This window comes from Dietzia aurantiaca, from assembly GCF_021033825.1.
In the GTDB taxonomy this organism is placed as follows: domain Bacteria; phylum Actinomycetota; class Actinomycetes; order Mycobacteriales; family Mycobacteriaceae; genus Dietzia; species Dietzia aurantiaca.
On record NZ_JAIFXZ010000010.1, the window covers coordinates 34,032 to 51,065 of the forward strand.

Consider the following 17,034-nt stretch of genomic DNA (forward strand, 5'->3'; position numbering starts at 1 on the left):
AGGCCTTCCATGCTACGGCGTCGGTGGTCCGATTAGCGAGACGACGGCGCAGGTCACTCCCCCGTCACGGCAGTGGCCGGGGCTCGGGGTGCCCCTCTCGTGAACAGCCAGGGTATGACCGCGGCCAACAACAGGGCGCCTGATACGGCGAAACCAATCGTGTACCCCAGAGCGTCGACCACGAGCCCCACCACGATCGGTCCGAGGATCGCTCCGGAGTCGCTGGCCATCTGGAACGTGGCCAGAACCTTTCCGCCTGCCCGGTCCGAACCGATCACGTCGGCGACAGAGGCCTGCTGCGAGGGGTTGAGGATGCCCGCGCCGATCCCGGCGATCACCGACGCCGCCACGAGGAGGGGCACTGTGTCGCACCACCCCATCACCGCGGTCGAGCCGCCGGAGATCACCAGGCCAGCGATCACCAGCGGCCGACGGCCGTAGCGGTCCGACAGCCAGCCCGCGATGGAGATCACCGACGCGGTGCCGACGGCGAACGACGCCAGTGCCGTTCCCGCGATGCCCGGACCCGCGTCGAAGTTCGCCGCCGCGAACAGCGGGACGATCGCGACGCGCACACCGAACGACGCCCATCCGTTCACGAAGCTCGAGATGAGCGCGGCACGATAGCGAGCGTCTGTCAGAGCTTCCCTGACCGGCAACGGCGTCTGTTCCGGGGTCTGGTCGTCAGCGGAACGCCGCCGCCCACCCCGGAGGAAGACCGCCACCACGCCCGTGGCCACTAGCAGAGAGGCGGCGTAGACGAAGAACGGGACGCGCATGCCGAACTCCGCCAGCAGACCACCGAGGACTGGGCCGCCGATATTGCCGATCAGGAAGGCGGTGGCGTAGAGCCCCATGATCCGGCCCCGTGCGCCCGGCGGGGCGAGACGGGTGAGCAGCGCCATGGCCGAGATCGTGAACATCGTCGAGCCGAGCCCGCCCAGGCCGCGGAAGACCAGGAGCTGCACGTACGACTGGGCCAGTCCGGTCGCGAGGGTCGACACCGCCACGATGAGCAGGCCCGTCATGTACACGCGGCGTTCCCCCAGCCGGTCCACGAGGAGGCCGCCGGCGGGGGCGAAGACGAGGCGGAAGAAGGCGAAGGCGCTCACCACGACCGACGCGGCGGTCACTGAGACGTTGAAGCTCGTGGCGAACTGCGGGAGAACCGGAGCGACGAGGCCGTATCCGAGCGCCACCGCGAACGCGGCGGCCACGAGGACCCAGACGTCCGCCGGCAGCCGTGTGCGCCGGGCCGGATCCGAGTCGCTGCCGGGAGCGTCCCTCACGCCGATCGGAGGACGGTGGCCAGCACATCCGCCCCGAAGTGCAGCGCGTCGACCGGCACCCGCTCATCGACGGCGTGGAAGTGTCCGAACACGTCGAAATCGTCCGGCACGCGCAACGGGACGAAGCCGTACCCGGAGATTCCCAGCCGCGCCAGATGCTTGTTGTCCGTACTCGCCGGCAGAAGATAAGGCACCACCAGGGCCTCCGGGTCCGCCGCGCGGACGGCCTCACGGATCACCTCGACGATCCCGGCGTCCGCGGGGGCGGCGATCGGCGGCTCCCAGGTCCACTCGACCTCGACGTCCGGGCCGAGTTCGGTCTCGATCTCGTCGCGGAAGGTGTCCTCACCGCCCGGCAACACGCGGCAATCGATCTCCGCATACGCCTCGGTGGGAATGACGTTGGTCTTGTACCCCGCGGACAACACCGTCGGCGACGCGGTGTGCGCGAGCGAGGCCGCGACGAGGGGACCGAAGTGCCCGAGTACGTCGAGCCGCTCGGGGAGTTCCGCGACCTCTCCGCTGCCTCCGGCCAACTGTCCGACGGCCGCGGCGAGCGCGGTGTTGGCTTCGGTCGGTTCGACCGGGAACTCGCGGGAGGCGACGCGGCTTACCGCGCCGGCGACCGCGGCGACGGCGTTGTCGGCGGTCGGACGGGAGGCGTGTGCGGCGGTCCCGTGTGCGGTGACCCTGGCCCACGCGACGCCCTTCTCGGCGACGGCGATCGGGTACAGGCGGCGCCCCCGCACCGGAACAGACCAACCGCCGACCTCACTCAGTGCCTCGGTCATGCCGTCGAAGATCTCCGGACGTTCCCGGACGACCCATTTGGCCCCCATGATCCCGGCGGCCTCCTCGTCGGCGAAGAAGGCAAGCAGCAGCGTACGTCGGGGGACGATGCCCTCACGGCGGTAGTGCCGGATCACCGCGAGTGTCATACCGAGCATGTTCTTCATGTCGACGGTCCCCCGGCCGTAGAGCCAGCCGTCCCGGATCTCACCGGCGAACGGCGGCACGGTCCAGTCCTCGGCGACCGCGGGAACCACGTCGACGTGTCCGTGCACGACCAGGCCCCCGGCTTCCGGGTCGGAGCCCTCGAACCGTGCGAACAGACTGCCGCGGCCGGGCACGGATTCCACCAGTTCACTGGTGATCCCGACCTCGTCGAGGTATTCGGCGATCCGACGGCACACGCGCGTCTCACCGTCGCCGATCGTGGCGGGATCGCCGGTGTTCGTCGAATCGATCGAGACCAGGTCCGCGGTGATGGACACCGCCTCCGAGTACAGCCGCTCGCGGACCTCCTCGGACATCGACTGGCCGACGCTCATCCGAAACACTTCCCTTCGCCACGGTAGGTGGGCCAGCTCTCCACCACGGCGGGCCCCTCAGCAGTGTCGTCCACGACGTGCAGTGTGTCGAACCGCTCGCACAGTTCACCCGCCTTCGCGTGCCGCCACCACGCCCGCTCGCCGATGGCCACCTCGCCCCGCATCGGGGTCTGTACCTCGCCGGCCCCCTCGCGACCGAGGAAACGGAGCCCGGACGGCGCCGCGGGCACCGGGAGTCGATCCCACCCGGGCACCCCGGAGGCCACATACCCGCCGTAGAGGAAAGTGGTGAGCCCCCGCGCCGGGGTCCGCACCGCCGGCAGCGCGAAGAACAATGAGGGACGGGGCGTGAAGGTCCGGTAGTGGTCGAACAGACCCGGGACGTACAGACCGGAACCCGCCGTGACCTCGGTGACCGCAGGTGCCCCGGCGCTCTGCGCGACGGAACCGGAGCCCCCGGAGTTGATGATCTCGGGCGCCGAGCCGGTGAGTCTCTCGATCGTCTCCGCCACGGCCACGCGGATCGCCACCAGACGGCGCATCGACAGTCGCTTGACCGGGCCGATCCCGCGAACGTTGTCCGGTACCCCGGCGACCTGCGCCTCGTAGAACATCGCGCCCACGACGCGAAAGCCCATGCCCACCGCCTGCCGGACCAGCGGGTCTACGTCTGTGGAGTCCCGCAGCGGCGACCGGTGCACGCCGAGGTGCACGGGGCCCAGGCGGAGCGAACAGTCCACGTCGACGCACACCCGGGCACCGGTCGCACCGGCGTCACGGGCGATCTCGAGCTGTCGGACGTCGTCCACCATCAGGGTGACCGCCGCCAGCGCCGCCTCGTCGGCCGCCAACGCCGTGAGCGCCGCGCGGTCCACCGTCGGATAGCCCAGAAGGACGTCGTCGCAGCCGGATTCGACCAGCCACAACGCCTCGGACAGCGAGTAGGCCATGACCCCGCGCACCGTGCCGTCGCCCCGTAGGCCCTCCCCGAGCGTCTCTCGTAACACTCCCCGCGACCGCACCGATTTGCTCGCGATCCGGATGCGGGTCCCTGCGGCCCGTCGACGGAGATCCGCGAGGTTCGCCCGCAGGCTCGGCAGATGTAGTGCCGCCAGCGGCGCGTCGAGCTCCGAGGTGGCCGCCTCGAGCGCGGCCGTCACGTCCGACATCGGCGTCACCCCCGGATCACGCGCCGTCCAGGGCCAGCGCGTCGCGCACGACCAGGTCGACGGCATGGTGCAGGAGGGTGTTCGCCTCGTCGTCGTCGCGATAGATCTGCCACCTCTGACCGATACCGACGACGATCGCCAGCACCACCCGGGTGATCTCGTCCAGGCCCATCCCCCACCGCATGCCCGCGGAGGCGGCAGTGCGTTCGAGCACCGAGCGCACGATCGCCTCGTTGGATTCCTGCTGGTCACGCGCCAGCCCCACCTCGGGCAATCCATAGGTACGCAGGGAATAGGACACGATCTCGTAGGTGAGGAGCTGCCGGTCCGGCGAGGCGGTGATGACCGCCCAGACCAGATCGATGGCCTCGTACAGACGCTGCCGCAGCCCGTCCACACCGGTCACCCCGGAATCGAAGTCCACGCTGACGAACGCGGTGGCCGCCTGGTGGACTTCGGAGTTCACCGCCCCGATCAGTTCCCGGAGAAGTTCTTCCTTATCGGTGTAGCAGTAGTGGACCACGCCGAGCGACACACCGGCGCGCTCGGCGACACCCCGGACGGTCACAGCCCCCAGCCCGTCGTGTTCGGCGATCTCCAGGGCGGCCCGGAGAAGTTGCGCACGGCGCTGATCGGCAGGAAGTCGTCTGGTCACCCGTTCATCGTACGACGCCGACGACGACGCTGACAGTGTTAACCGGGACGCCGGACCTTTCGGTCACCACCGTATAGCCGCGGGTCAGGTCCGGCGTTCGGTATCACCTACAGCCGCCCCACCGGCGGGTAACCTCAGCACCCATGACGACCCCGGCAGCCCCTTGGACGAACTGGACCGGCAACGTGGTGGCCGACCCGATACGGCGCACCGCCCCCACGACCGTCGCCGAGGTCACCGACGCGGTGATCTCCGCGGCGGAATCGGGAACCCGCGTCAAGTGTGTCGGAGCCGGACACTCGTTCACCCCGGCCGCGGCGACGGACGGGGTCCTCATCTCCCTCGACGACCTCACCGGAATCGAGTCCATCGTCCCCACCCGGGGCACCGACGGCCGGGTGAGCGGCGCGGACGTCACCGTCTGGGCCGGGACGCGGCTGCATCGCCTCGGTCCGCTGCTGTGGGATCTCGGGCTCGCCCAGCCCAACCTCGGTGACTTCGCCGAACAGTCCCTCGCGGGCGCGGTCTCGACCGGCACCCACGGCACCGGGTGCCGGGCCCCCGGCCTCCCGGCGACCGTGGTGGGGCTCCAACTCGTCACCGCCGACGGGACCGTGATCTCCTGCTCGCGCGATTCCCACCCCGATGTGTTCGCGGCCGCCCGGCTCGGGATCGGCGCCCTGGGGATCATCACCAAGATGACGATCCGGTGTGTGCCGGCGTTCGCCCTCCACGCCGACGAACGTCCGTGGACACTCTCCGCCGTCCTCCAGGACATGGAGGGGTTCGCACGCTCGGCCGACCACGCCGAGTTCTACTGGTTCCCCCACACCGACGCGATCAACGTCAAACGCAACACCCGCCTGCCGGGGGACGCGGACCTCAAGCCGGTGAGTCGGCTGAAGTCGGCGATCAGCGATGAGTTCCTCTCCAACGAGGGTTTCGAGGCGGTCTGCCGGGCTGCGACGCGGCGCCCGTCGATCACCCCGCGACTGAACCGCTTCACCGCGCGCGCCCTCTCCGCACGCACCTACACGGATCGCAGCTACCGTGTGTTCGCCTCGCCGCGTCGCGTGCGCTTCCGCGAGATGGAGTACGCGCTGCCGATCGCCGCGGCCGGCGCGGTGCTCGGCGACATCCGTGACATGGTCGACCGCTCGGGCGTGCTGACCCCGTTCCCGATGGAGGTGCGCTTCGCCGCCGCCGACGACGTATGGCTGTCAACGGCCCACGGCCGCGAGGTCTGCTACATCGCGGTGCATCAGTACCACCGGATGGACCACACGGAACTGTTCCGGCTCGCCGAGGAGATCTTCCTCGCCGCGGACGGCCGCCCCCACTGGGGCAAGATGCACACCCGCACCGCCGACGACCTCTCCTCGATGGTCGAGCACTTCGACGACTTCGTCGAAGTGCGTGACCGCCTCGACCCGGACCGTGTGTTCGGCAACACCTACACCGAGCGCGTCCTGCCCTGACCACCTGCCCGCACGATTATTTTGCGGGTACGTAGCCTGGTTCCCGTAGCGGGACCCGAACCCGGGCCCCGCGGCGCCACCCGCCAGCTCGTACCTCGAGAGAAGAAGGTGAGCCCGTGTCCGACGACGACACTTCCCGGCCCGACGTCTCCGGCCCCGCCGCGGGGGTGGTCACCGCCGCGCTGCGACGAGCGATCAGGCTCCAGTCCGGCGCCGCACGCCGGTACGTGCACAAACTCCGCGAGGACCACCCGGACGAGAGCCCGGCACAGATTCGTTCGCGGCTCGATTCGTTGTTCCTGGGCGCCGTCACCGCCTCGGGCGCGGCCGTGGGCGGAACCGCCGCCGTCCCCGGTATCGGCACCATCATCGCCTTCGGCGCGATCGGCGCCGAATCGCTCGTCTTCCTCGAGGCGGCCGCGTTCTACACCCTCGCGGTCGCCGAGGTTCACGGCGTGGACGTCCGCGAAGGCGAGCACGAGGAACTGCTGGTCATGACCGTCATGCTCGGCGCCTCCGGCACCGCCGTCCTGGCCAACGCCGTCGGCTCCGGGGCAGGCTCGGCCTCCCGGGCGTCGCTGGCGAGCAGGGTGCTGCGCGTACCCGGCCTCAAGGAGATCAACTCCAGGATGATGCATCGTTTCGTCCGCAAGTTCGCGGTGAAGCGGGCCGGGTTGGCGTTGGGCAAACTCGCCCCGGCCGGCCTGGGCGCGGCCATCGGCGGCTGGGGCAACCGCAAGCTCGGACGGACCGTGGTGGACACCGCCGACGCCACGTTCGGCGCTCCCCCACTTTCCTGGCCGGCCGGGTGAACCCCGGGTGACCGAGGCGTGGCATCCCCCTGTCAGGTGAGATCGAAAGGCCCCCTGCGGGCAGAACGTCTAGCCTGGGTGTCATCGACGTGTGAAACCCACCACAGAACCAGAGAGGCACCACAAGATCGTGAGCAACACCGTCTCACAATTCGGACAGAATCAGTGGCTCGTGGACGAGATGTACGAGCGCTTCGCCAAGGACCCCTCCTCTGTGGATGAGTCCTGGCACGAGTTCTTCAAGGCCAACCCGCAGGCCGCCTCCGCCTCCGGCAGGAACTCGTCCAACGGCACCGCCGCGGCGTCCCCCGGGGGCGACGCGAAGAAGGCGGCTGAGAAGAGCTCGGACCTGACAGTCGACGACGTCACCCCGACCGCCTCAGCCAGGGACGTGGCCGCCAAACCCGATTCCGACGCCGCTCCGGCCCGCAAGGCCCGCGGCGAGGGCGTACCGGCGCCGGTACGCACCCCGGAGACACGGAACAAGCCCGACGTCCCGGCCCCCACCAAGTCGACGACCCCCGCGTATTCGCCGCCGGAGGAGCCCGAGACCAAGGTGCTGCGCGGTCCGGCGGGCGCGATCGTCAAGAACATGAACGCCTCGCTGACGCTGCCCACGGCGACATCTGTCCGCGCCGTGCCGGCCAAGCTGATGATCGACAACCGGGTGGTCATCAACAACCACCTCAAGCGCACCCGCGGCGGCAAGATCTCGTTCACCCACCTCATCGGGTACGCCATGGTGCAGGCCATCAAGGCCTACCCGAACATGAACAACCATTTCGAGGAGATCGACGGTAAGCCGAACACCGTCACCCCGACCGGGATCAACCTCGGTCTGGCGATCGATATGAAGACCAAGAACGGCCGCAGCCTCGTCGTGGCCGCGATCAAGAACTGCGAGAAGCTCGACTTCCGCGAATTCCTCGACGCCTACGAGGACATCGTCTCGCGGGCTCGCGTCGGCAAGCTGACGATGGACGACTTCTCCGGTGTCACCATTTCGCTGACCAACCCGGGAGGCATCGGCACCGTGCACTCGGTGCCGCGTCTGACCGTCGGTCAGGGCGCCATCCTCGGCGTGGGTGCGATGGAGTACCCGGCCGAGTTCCAGGGCGCCAGCGAGGAGCAGCTCGCCAATTCCGCGATCGGCAAGATCACCACGCTCACCTCGACCTACGACCACCGCGTCATCCAGGGCGCCGAATCGGGCGAGTTCCTCCGTGAGATCCACCGCCTGCTCATCGACGACGGTTTCTACGACGAGATCTTCGGCGCTCTCGGCATCCCCTACGAGCCGGTCCGCTGGCGCAAGGACATCACCGATCCGCGCGTGGACAAGGACGCCCGCGTCCTCGAGCTGATCGCCGCCTACCGCAACCGCGGTCACCTCATGGCGGACATCGACCCGCTGGACGGCATGCACGCCCAGCGTCGTCGCACGTTCCACCCCGACCTGGACGTGAACTCGCACGAGCTCACCCTGTGGGACCTGGACCGCAAGTTCTCTGTCGGCGGGTTCGTCGGCAAGGACCGGATGCGGCTGCGCGACGTGCTGTCCGCGCTCCGGGCCGCCTACTGCCGCAAGATCGGTATCGAGTACACCCACATCCTGGAGAACGAACAGCGCGGCTGGCTCCAGGACCGCATCGAGGGTGTCGACGACAAGCCGACGGTCGCCGAGCAGAAGTACATCCTGTCCAAGGTCAACGCCGCCGAGGCGTTCGAGACCTTCCTGCAGACCAAGTACGTCGGCCAGAAGCGCTTCTCCCTCGAGGGCGCCGAGTCCGTCATCCCGATGATGGACGCGGTCATCGACGAGGCCGCCGAGTTCGGTCTGGACGAGGTCGTCATCGGCATGCCGCACCGCGGTCGTCTCAACGTGCTGGCCAACATCGTGGGCAAGCCGTACCGGCAGATCTTCACCGAGTTCGAGGGCAACATGGACCCCTCGGCCGCCCACGGCTCGGGCGATGTGAAGTACCACCTCGGCGCCGAGGGCATCCAGTACCAGATGTTCGGCGACAACGAGATCAAGGTCTCTCTGACCGCCAACCCGTCCCATCTAGAGGCCGTCGACCCGGTCCTCGAGGGCATCGTCCGCGCCAAGCACGACCTCATCGAGGACGCCGAGTGGCGTGCCGAGTACCCCGTCGTGCCGCTGATGCTGCACGGCGACGCCGCGTTCGCCGGCCAGGGTGTGGTCGCCGAGACCCTCAACCTCTCGCTCATCGAGGGGTACCGGACCGGCGGCACGATCCACATCGTGGTGAACAACCAGATCGGCTTCACGACCGCCCCCGGGGCCGGTCGCTCCAGCCAGTACTGCACTGACGTGGCCAAGATGGTCGGCGCACCGATCTTCCACGTCAACGGTGACGATCCGGAGGCGTGTGTCCGCGTCGCCCGCCTGGCGATGGACTTCCGTCAGGAGTTCAAGAAGGACGTTGTCATCGACCTCGTCTGCTACCGCCGTCGCGGCCACAACGAGGCCGACGACCCGTCGATGACGCAGCCGCGGATGTACGAGGTGATCGACGGCAAGAAGAGCGTCCGTCAGTCGTACACCGAGGATCTCGTCGGACGTGGCGACATCACCGAGAAGGAGGCGGAGAACGCTCTCCGCGACTTCCAGGGACAGCTCGAGCGGGTCTTCAACGAGGTCCGCGAACTCGAGAAGCACCCCGTGACGGCGTCGCAGTCCATCGAGCCCGACCAGCCGCTTCCGCGCGTGGTCACCGCGATCGACGAGTCCGTCGTCCACGCCATCGGTGACTCCTTCGGCAACCTGCCGGAGGGTTTCCACATCCACCCGCGCGTCAAGCCCGTCTACGAGGCCCGCCAGAAGATGGCCTACAACGGCAACATCGACTGGGCGTTCGCGGAGCTGCTCGCCATCGGCTCCCTCACGCTGGAGGGCCGCACGGTCCGTCTCGCCGGCCAGGACTCGCAGCGCGGTACCTTCACCCAGCGGCACGTCATGATCGTCGACAAGACGACCGCCGAGACGTACTCCCCCCTCCAGCATCTGGACGGGGCCGAGGGCCGCTTCGAGGTGTGGAACTCCGCCCTCACCGAGTACGCGGGTCTCGGATTCGAGTACGGCTACTCGGTGGGCGACCCCGAGGCGCTCGTCATGTGGGAGGCCCAGTTCGGAGATTTCGTCAACGGCGCCCAGACCATCATCGACGAGTACATCTCCTCGGGCGAGGCCAAGTGGGGCCAGAAGTCCTCGGTCACGCTGCTGCTGCCGCACGGTCACGAGGGCATGGGGCCGGACCACACGTCCGGACGCATCGAGCGGTTCCTGCAGCTGTGTGCTGAGGGCTCCATGACGGTGGCCCAGCCCTCGACCCCGGCGAACTACTTCCACCTCATGCGCCGCCATGCCACCGGCATCAAGCGCCCGCAGGTCGTGTTCACGCCCAAGTCGATGCTGCGCAACAAGAAGGCCGTCAGCGCGGTCGAGGACTTCACCACGGGCAAGTTCCGCTCGGTGCTGGACGACCCGGCGTTCATCGACGGCAACGCCGACGCGAGCAAGGTCACCACGATGCTGCTGGTGTCCGGAAAGCTCTACTACGAGCTGGCCGCGCGTCGCGACAAGGACGAGCGTGACGACGTCGCGATCGTTCGCCTCGAACAGCTCCACCCGATCCCGCACCGTCGCCTGCGGGAGGCTCTGGACCGCTACCCGAACCTCTCCGAGGTCCGGTGGGTCCAGGAGGAGCCGGCCAACCAGGGCGCCTGGAGCTTCCTCGCCCTCGAGCTGCCGGAGCGGATCGAGAACTTCCCGCGCCTCAAGCGGGTCTCGCGTCGGCCCATGGCCGCCACCTCGACCGGCCTGAGCAAGGTCCACGCCGTCGAGCAGAAGGCTCTGGTAGACGAAGCATTCGAGTGACCCGTAGCTGAACACTACGAAGGGCCCGTCCGTGCGGACGGGCCCTTCGTAGTCTCGCGGGGTGATCGGGACGGCGGAGCTGGCCCCGGCCGGATCGCCCGGAATCGATCCGGGTCAGTAGCCGTGTTCGTTCAGCCAGAAGTCGGCCAGCGCGACCGCCGAAGCCGACCCGAACTCGATCCCCAGCAGGAGTTCGCGCACATCGTCCGTGGTCAGTTCACCGCTGATCCGGTTCACCAGAGCGAGTTGGTCCTCCGTGAGCGAGCCCTTGCGGAACACCGGAACCAGATGTTGCGCGGTGATGGCGTTGTCGTCGTCGTCCAACATCACCATGTCCCCCTCGTGAAGAACCGGATCGGACGAGCGCATCCCACCGATCCCGATCTGACCGGAACGCAGGGCATCGAGCACGACCCGCGGGTTCGGGCCGAGCGCCACCTGGCGGGCGAACACGCAATCGTAGGTCTGCGAGATCTCCGTGAACAGCTCGCGGTCGGCGAGCATCTCCGCCCGGGCCCCCATCGTGAACTCACCGCACCGCCCCGCCAGATCCGACATCGTGCTGAGCCCGTGCGTCTCGGAGGTGTTGCGCGAGACCACCAGCGCGGGCTTGTCCTCCGCCGGCGCCGGATCGCCCGCGGTGACGCCCTCCGGGAGGGCCGCCATCATCGCCGGGTAGACCTCATCGGCCGCCACCGCGGGCGAGCCGGGATCGAACTGACGTAGCAGACTCCCGGTGAACCCGACCGTGAACGTGGCCTCGCCGTTCGCCACGGACTCCACGACCTCAGCCCCGGTGCCGGATTGTGGGCGGGGCTGCACACGCCAGCCCTCGCGGGTGAGGGCGTTGCCGTAGATGTACCCGATGACCTCGGCCTCAGCGAACGACGCGGTCTCGATCACCACCACCGGGGCGTCCTCGTGCGCCGGGACGATCGACGACTGCGCCTGGCATCCGGACACCGCGACGCTCGCGACAACCGCCAGCGCAGCCGTCCGCCACCCGGCTCGTCCCCACGTCCGCCGCATCCGACCACGCCCTTTCTCGCGCCGTCCCCGCGTCGGTGCGGGGCGCCTTCGACAGTCCAGTCTCCCAGCCCGAACTCGGCCACGTCACGCCGAGTCCCCGGCGTGCCGATAATGTCGAGGTCGACCAGCAGAAGGAGGGCCGGTGCCCGCACTCCCCCGTCGTCGCCGTCGCGCGTCCGTTCCCCACGTGACGTCGTCACAGCTCCACACCCGCACAGATCACGCCGTTGTCGACTGCGGGGTCTACGTGGACGGGGCCCGCACTCCCGGTGAGGTCACCTACCTGGATGCGATCCGCCGGGTCCGGTCCGAGGGCCGAGGGTTCGTCTGGCTCGGTCTGCTCGCGCCGGACGCCCACCAGATGGCCTCCCTGGCGAGCGAGTTCGGGATTCACGAGCTCATCACCGAAGACGCCACCAACGGCGCGCAACGGCCGAAACTGGAGGCCTACGACGACACTCTCGTCCTCAATCTCGCGGCCGTGAAGTACCTGGCGCACGACACGCTGAACGACGTCAGTGCCATCGTCTCCACCGGTGAGGCGATGGTGATCCTGGGCCGCGATTTCGTGGTGACCGTCCGACACGGCGAGTTCGGGGAGCTGGCCGGGATCCGGAGCGAACTGGAGAAGTCGCCGGACAGACTCGCCCAGGGACCCGCGAGCGTCATGCATGCCGTCGCCGACCGGATGATCGACAGCTACCTCGAGGTCGCGGACGAGATCCGACAGGATGTCGACGAGCTCGAGACCGCGCTCTTCCAACCCCGGGCCGACGTCGATATCGAACAGATCTATCTACTCAAACGCGAGCTACTCGAGCTCAAGCACAACATCTCCCCGCTGACGCGCCCGCTGCAGCGGCTCTCGCTGGATCATCTCGAACTCGTCCCGCGGGAGATCCGGCACTACTTCCGCGATGTGCAGGACCACCACGCGCGGGCGGTGGCCGAGGTGGCGGTCCTCGACGAGCAGATGACCTCGCTGGTGGGTGCCGCGGTGGCCATGGTCGGGGTCCGCCAGAACACCGATATGCGCCGGATCTCGGCGTGGGTGGCGATCGCCGCCGTGCCCACCATGATCGCCGGTGTCTATGGCATGAACTTCGAGAACATGCCGGAGCTGAACGTCAGCTACGCCTATTTCCTCGTCCTGGCGATCATGGCCGGGATCTGCATCGGACTGTTCTGGATATTCCGGAAGAACGACTGGCTCTGATCCCGCGCCGTAGCGTTAGCGGGACATCCCCGGGTTCACCGCCGAGCGCGCCGGATCGGTGACGTCGATCCCGGCCTCCGCCCAGGCCTCCTCCAACTCGGCCGCGCCCTTCATCCGGACCCAGGCAGCCTCCGTATGGGTGACGGGGACCGCGCGGAACACGGCGACCGACGCCGTCTCACCGGGCAGCTCGACATCCGGGATCTCGGGGGCACGGAGGATCACCGCCGTGAATGCCGCGCCCGGCCAGAGGGGCTCCCCGAGATCGATGAGCGCGCCCTCCGACAACACCAGCCCCTCGACCGCGGGCGCCGCAGCGAGCACGGACAGCGCACGGACCAGTCCGTCGACGCCGCCCTGCAGGACCAGACTCAGTTCCGCGCGGGGCGCGGTCGGGTCCGGCACCAGCGCCGAGGGGTCACCCATCGGCTCGGCGGAGCACCCGAGCGAGACGTAGCGGACCAGCCCGGTCTCCACCTCCACGAACCGCAGGATGCGGATCGGGGGCGCGCCGAGGAACGTCACCGACGCCTCCTGTGGCTCCGGGCCGTAATGCTGCTCGAGATGCGAACGGACCGACTCCAGGACGCCCGGGGAACCGGGCGGGAAACCACCCGTCATCACTTCATCCCGAACCGCGCGAGTTCATCGCGAACCCGCTCCGCATTGGCGGGTTCGCACAGGACGTCGTACCGGCCGGCGACCAGTTGCTGTGTCGACGCGAAATCGCGCTTACCCCTGGTCGCCGCATACGACAGGGAGGCCGAGACGATACCGAACACCGACCCGCCCACGAGACCGGTCAGCACGACCCCCCACATCGGCTGGGTGAATATCCCGAGCAGCAGGCCCACGAAGAGTCCGAGCCAGGCACCGGTGGCCAGGCCGCCCAGCAGGACCTTGGGCCACGTCAGACGACCGGTCACGCGCTCGACCTGCATCAGATCGACACCGACGATGGTGACCTCGTGGACCGGGAACTCTTCGTCCGCCAGATGGTCGACGGCAGCCTGGGCCTGCTCGTAGGTCGGGTACGAGGCGACCACCCAGCCGGTCGGCGGGGTGGGCAGCCCCGGGGTCCGCCCGCCCCGCGTACCGCCGGTCGTCATGTTCACGCGAGAGGTCATGGAATCTGTCCTTCCGGGGGTCACCCGTTCGAGGTGGCCTCGTCCGAGACGGTCATCCCGGCCGCGCGGCCGCGCGCGGAGACCACCAGTGCCATCTTACGGCTGGCCTCGTCGAGCATCTCGTCGCCGAACATCACCGCACCGCGGGCACCCCCCTCTTCGGACGTCGAATGCGCATAGGCCGCGAGGATCCCCTCGGCCTTATCGAACTCCTCCTGGCGCGGGCTGAAGACCTCGTTGCCCGCGTCCACCTGCGCCGGGTGGAGCACCCACTTGCCGTCGAAACCCAGGGCCGCGGTCCGTGCGGCCGCGCGACGGAATCCGTCCTCGTCTCGCACCTTGAGGAACGGGCCGTCGATCGCCTGCAGCCCGTGTGCCCGCGCCGCGACGAGAATCGACATCAACACGTGGTGGTAGGCGTCGCCCGGGGCATAGCCGTCCGGCTGCTCGCCGACCGTCAGGGTCCGCATCCCGACCGATGCCATGAAGTCCGCCGGGCCGAACACCAACGTCAGCACCCGAGGGCTTGCCGTGGCGATCTCGTTGATGTTGGTCAGCCCCAGTGCGTCCTCGATCTGGGGCTCGATCCCGATGTGGCCGACCGGCAGGCCCGCCGCCTTCTCCACCTGCGAGAGCACCAGGTCGAGGGCGACGACCTCCGACGCGGTACGGACCTTCGGCAGCAGGAGCGCATCGATGTGAGCGCCGGCCCGCCCCACCACGTCGGTGACATCGCGCACCGTGAACTCGGTGTCCCAGGCGTTCACCCGGACCACGACGGTGGGCGCCGCGAATCCCCCCGCCAGCAGCGCCTCCACGACGTTGCCGCGGGCCTCCTCCTTGGCGGGCCCGGCGACGGCGTCCTCGAGATCGAGGAACACCTCGTCGACCTGCAGACCCCTGGCCTTGCCGATCATCTTGACGCTGCTACCCGGGACGGCCAGGACGGTCCGTCGCGGCCGCGAGCGGAGGTCGGCGATGGCGGCCGCCGGATCAGAGGGAACTGGCGTCCTGTGCGAGGCGTCTCTCATCGTGGGTGGCTCTCCCTCAGGTCAGGTTCGGCGTACGGCTGCCGCCGTTCGATGACTAGCCTGGTCCGCATGGCGAACCTCAACAAGGCCTTCGTCGCCAGGCTAGCCGGGCTTCCGGTGATCGGACCTGACGGGGATGACATCGGACGCATTCGTGACGTCGTGGTGACGATGCGATCCGGGCCCAGACCTCCCAGGGTCATCGGACTCGTGGTCGAACTGCCGACCCGGCGCAGGATCTTCGTCCCCATGCTCCGGGTCGCCTCCATCGATCCCCGGTCCGTGACGCTGGTGTCCGGAACCATCAACCTGCACCGCTTCCAGTCCCGCCCGGGCGAGAACGTGGTACTGGGTTCCCTCGTCGACTCGATCATCAACGTGGAGACCGACCAGGCGGGTCCGGGGTCGGCCGACGGTTCCGCAGGGTCCGTAAGGCACCAGGTCGTCGATGTGGAGATCGAGCGTCAACGCTCGAGGGACTGGCTGGTCTCCCGGGTGGCCGCCCGGGTCCGCCGAGGTCGCACACCACTGAGCCGTCGGGGCCCCGTGTCGATCTATCCGTGGAACCGGATCAGCGGGATGGACGACACGGCTATCGGTGCTCCCGGCCATGGCGCCGAGAGCCTGGTCGAGCAGTTCGCCGACATGCGTCCGGCCGACGTGGCCAACGCACTACGCGAACTGCCGGAGGTCCGACGGCTCGAGGTCGCCCGCACACTCGATGACGAGCGGCTGGCCGACATCCTCCAGGAGTTGCCCCACGACGAGCAGACCGAGATCGTGACCCGTCTCGAACTCGAGCGCGCGGCGGACGTTCTCGAGGCCATGGATCCGGAGGACGCCGCGGACCTCCTCGGCGAGCTCCCCGAGAAGGACGCGGAGTCCTTCCTCGAACGGATGAACCCCGAGGACTCCGCACCGGTCCGGATGCTGTTGACGTACGACGCCGACACGGCAGGCGGCCTGATGACGCCGGAGCCGATCGTCCTCACGCCGCAGACGACCGTGGCCGAGGCGCTCGCACACTGCCGCAATCCCGATCTCAGTCCGGCGGTGGCCAGTCTCGTCTTCGTCGTCCGACCACCCACCGCCACGCCGACGGGAAAGTACCTGGGCTGTGTGCACATCCAGGCGCTGCTGCGGGAACTGCCGTCGACGATGGTCGCGGAAACCGTCGACACGAGCCTGTCCTCGCTGCGCCCCACGGATTCGGTGGACGCGGTGACCCGCTTCTTCGCCACCTACAACCTCGTGTGCGGGCCCGTCGTGGACGACGAGGGGCATCTTCTCGGCGCGGTGGCAGTGGACGACCTGCTGGATCACCTCCTGCCCGAGGACTGGCGCGACATGGACCTCCACGACGACGGGGAGAAGGATCAGAAGTGACCGAACCATCATCGCGCTCACCGCTGTCCACGCCGGTCACCTCCCGCCGCCCCCGCATCAGCTTCGACTCCGATGCGGTGGGGCGCTACAGCGAGGCCGTCGCCCGGTTCTTCGGCACCGGCACGTACCTGCTCATCCAGACCGTTGTGGTGATCGTGTGGATCATCATCAACGTCGCCGTGGTGGCGCTTCGTTTCGACCCCTACCCGTTCATCCTGCTCAACCTGGCGTTCTCGACGCAGGCCGCGTACGCCGCCCCGCTCATCCTGCTCGCGCAGAACCGTCAGGAGGACCGGGACAAGTCGGCGCTCAAGGAGGACCGGCTCCGGGCCACCCAGACGAAGGCCGATACGGAATTCCTCGCCCGCGAGCTGGCGTCGGTCCGATTGTCGGTCGGCGAGAACGTGACCCGCGACTATCTCCGCCGTGAACTCGACGATCTGCGCGATTCGGTCGAGAGGATCGAGACTCTGCTCGCCGGACTAAACAGTGGCGCAGGTAACACTGTTGACGGTAGAAACGATTCTGACACCAGGGGCCGGGAGTAACGTCGGCCCGGCCGGATGCGCCCGAGGGGGCGAGCATCGTGGGGCGTACAAGTCGCTTGCCG

14 protein-coding genes are annotated in these 17,034 nt (G+C 68.7%); 6 read left to right on the plus strand and 8 right to left on the minus strand.

Going from position 1 to position 17,034, the window contains the following annotated elements; translation table 11 throughout:
• Positions 1-53: 53 nt before the first annotated feature.
• From K3888_RS11450 to K3888_RS11465, 4 genes are read right to left on the minus strand one after another with little or no spacing between them, the layout of a single operon-like run.
• Positions 54-1,289 (minus strand): MFS transporter, encoded by a 1,236-nt coding sequence (locus K3888_RS11450; protein WP_230930395.1) that lies wholly within the window; start codon positions 1,287-1,289, stop codon positions 54-56.
• A complete protein-coding gene (locus tag K3888_RS11455) occupies positions 1,286-2,620 on the minus strand; it encodes a M20/M25/M40 family metallo-hydrolase (protein WP_230930396.1) in 1,335 nt (444 codons plus the stop codon). The genes K3888_RS11450 and K3888_RS11455 overlap by 4 nt, the downstream gene beginning before the upstream one ends.
• Positions 2,617-3,789, minus strand: a complete 1,173-nt coding sequence (locus K3888_RS11460) for a type III PLP-dependent enzyme domain-containing protein (RefSeq protein WP_230930397.1) — start codon at positions 3,787-3,789, stop codon at positions 2,617-2,619. The genes K3888_RS11455 and K3888_RS11460 overlap by 4 nt, the downstream gene beginning before the upstream one ends.
• Before the next feature lie 16 nt (positions 3,790-3,805).
• Complete coding sequence (locus K3888_RS11465; RefSeq protein ID WP_230930398.1) at positions 3,806-4,444, minus strand: TetR/AcrR family transcriptional regulator; 639 nt, start codon at positions 4,442-4,444, stop codon at positions 3,806-3,808.
• Between the two features lie 143 nt (positions 4,445-4,587).
• Between K3888_RS11465 and K3888_RS11470 the strand changes: the two genes are divergently transcribed.
• The 3 genes from K3888_RS11470 to K3888_RS11480 all read left to right on the plus strand — a co-directional run bounded on the left by K3888_RS11470 (position 4,588) and on the right by K3888_RS11480 (position 10,635).
• Positions 4,588-5,922: a D-arabinono-1,4-lactone oxidase gene (locus K3888_RS11470; protein ID WP_230930399.1), complete on the plus strand. Its 1,335-nt coding sequence runs from the start codon at positions 4,588-4,590 to the stop codon at positions 5,920-5,922.
• 116 nt (positions 5,923-6,038) lie between these two features.
• A complete protein-coding gene (locus K3888_RS11475; RefSeq protein ID WP_230930400.1) occupies positions 6,039-6,734 on the plus strand; it encodes a hypothetical protein in 696 nt (231 codons plus the stop codon).
• Positions 6,735-6,861: 127 nt separating this feature from the next.
• Positions 6,862-10,635 carry a multifunctional oxoglutarate decarboxylase/oxoglutarate dehydrogenase thiamine pyrophosphate-binding subunit/dihydrolipoyllysine-residue succinyltransferase subunit gene (locus K3888_RS11480; protein WP_230930486.1) on the plus strand — a complete coding sequence of 1,258 codons (3,774 nt, stop codon included), beginning with the start codon at positions 6,862-6,864 and terminating at the stop codon, positions 10,633-10,635.
• A 114-nt stretch (positions 10,636-10,749) separates the two neighbouring features.
• Here K3888_RS11480 and K3888_RS11485 read toward each other — a convergent pair whose 3' ends face one another.
• Complete coding sequence (locus tag K3888_RS11485; protein WP_230930401.1) at positions 10,750-11,664, minus strand: glycine betaine ABC transporter substrate-binding protein; 915 nt, start codon at positions 11,662-11,664, stop codon at positions 10,750-10,752.
• Between the two features lie 142 nt (positions 11,665-11,806).
• Here K3888_RS11485 and K3888_RS11490 point away from each other — a divergent pair, with 142 nt between their 5' ends.
• Positions 11,807-12,880 carry a magnesium and cobalt transport protein CorA gene (locus K3888_RS11490; protein ID WP_230930402.1) on the plus strand — a complete coding sequence of 358 codons (1,074 nt, stop codon included), beginning with the start codon at positions 11,807-11,809 and terminating at the stop codon, positions 12,878-12,880.
• A 15-nt stretch (positions 12,881-12,895) separates the two neighbouring features.
• On the opposite strand, the gene K3888_RS11495 is transcribed toward K3888_RS11490, so the two are convergent.
• Genes K3888_RS11495 through K3888_RS11505 form a run of 3 tightly spaced genes read right to left on the minus strand, consistent with a single transcriptional unit; the run spans position 12,896 to position 15,038 of the window.
• Positions 12,896-13,501: a suppressor of fused domain protein gene (locus tag K3888_RS11495; protein WP_230930403.1), complete on the minus strand. Its 606-nt coding sequence runs from the start codon at positions 13,499-13,501 to the stop codon at positions 12,896-12,898.
• On the minus strand, positions 13,501-14,007 hold the full coding sequence (locus tag K3888_RS11500; protein WP_230930404.1) for a YflT domain-containing protein: 507 nt from the start codon (positions 14,005-14,007) through the stop codon (positions 13,501-13,503). The genes K3888_RS11495 and K3888_RS11500 overlap by 1 nt, the downstream gene beginning before the upstream one ends.
• A 20-nt stretch (positions 14,008-14,027) precedes the next feature.
• Complete coding sequence (locus tag K3888_RS11505) at positions 14,028-15,038, minus strand: HpcH/HpaI aldolase/citrate lyase family protein (RefSeq protein WP_269075108.1); 1,011 nt, start codon at positions 15,036-15,038, stop codon at positions 14,028-14,030.
• Between the two features lie 69 nt (positions 15,039-15,107).
• Between K3888_RS11505 and K3888_RS11510 the strand changes: the two genes are divergently transcribed.
• Both K3888_RS11510 and K3888_RS11515 read left to right on the plus strand, forming a co-directional pair.
• Complete coding sequence (locus K3888_RS11510; protein ID WP_230930405.1) at positions 15,108-16,424, plus strand: magnesium transporter MgtE N-terminal domain-containing protein; 1,317 nt, start codon at positions 15,108-15,110, stop codon at positions 16,422-16,424.
• Entirely contained in the window at positions 16,421-16,972 is a 552-nt protein-coding gene (locus K3888_RS11515; RefSeq protein WP_230930406.1) for a DUF1003 domain-containing protein, read from the plus strand. Before K3888_RS11510 ends, K3888_RS11515 begins: the two co-directional genes overlap by 4 nt.
• Positions 16,973-17,034 lie beyond the last annotated feature (62 nt).

Coding starts and splice junctions, on each gene's coding strand:
- K3888_RS11495 (WP_230930403.1), bottom strand. CDS start 13,501: ATGACGGGTGGTTTCCCGCCCGGTTCCCCGGGCGTCCTGGAGTCGGTC.
- K3888_RS11500 (WP_230930404.1), bottom strand. CDS start 14,007: ATGACCTCTCGCGTGAACATGACGACCGGCGGTACGCGGGGCGGGCGG.
- K3888_RS11510 (WP_230930405.1), top strand. CDS start 15,108: ATGGCGAACCTCAACAAGGCCTTCGTCGCCAGGCTAGCCGGGCTTCCG.
- K3888_RS11460 (WP_230930397.1), bottom strand. CDS start 3,789: ATGTCGGACGTGACGGCCGCGCTCGAGGCGGCCACCTCGGAGCTCGAC.
- K3888_RS11455 (WP_230930396.1), bottom strand. CDS start 2,620: ATGAGCGTCGGCCAGTCGATGTCCGAGGAGGTCCGCGAGCGGCTGTAC.
- K3888_RS11505 (WP_269075108.1), bottom strand. CDS start 15,038: ATGAGAGACGCCTCGCACAGGACGCCAGTTCCCTCTGATCCGGCGGCC.
- K3888_RS11485 (WP_230930401.1), bottom strand. CDS start 11,664: ATGCGGCGGACGTGGGGACGAGCCGGGTGGCGGACGGCTGCGCTGGCG.
- K3888_RS11470 (WP_230930399.1), top strand. CDS start 4,588: ATGACGACCCCGGCAGCCCCTTGGACGAACTGGACCGGCAACGTGGTG.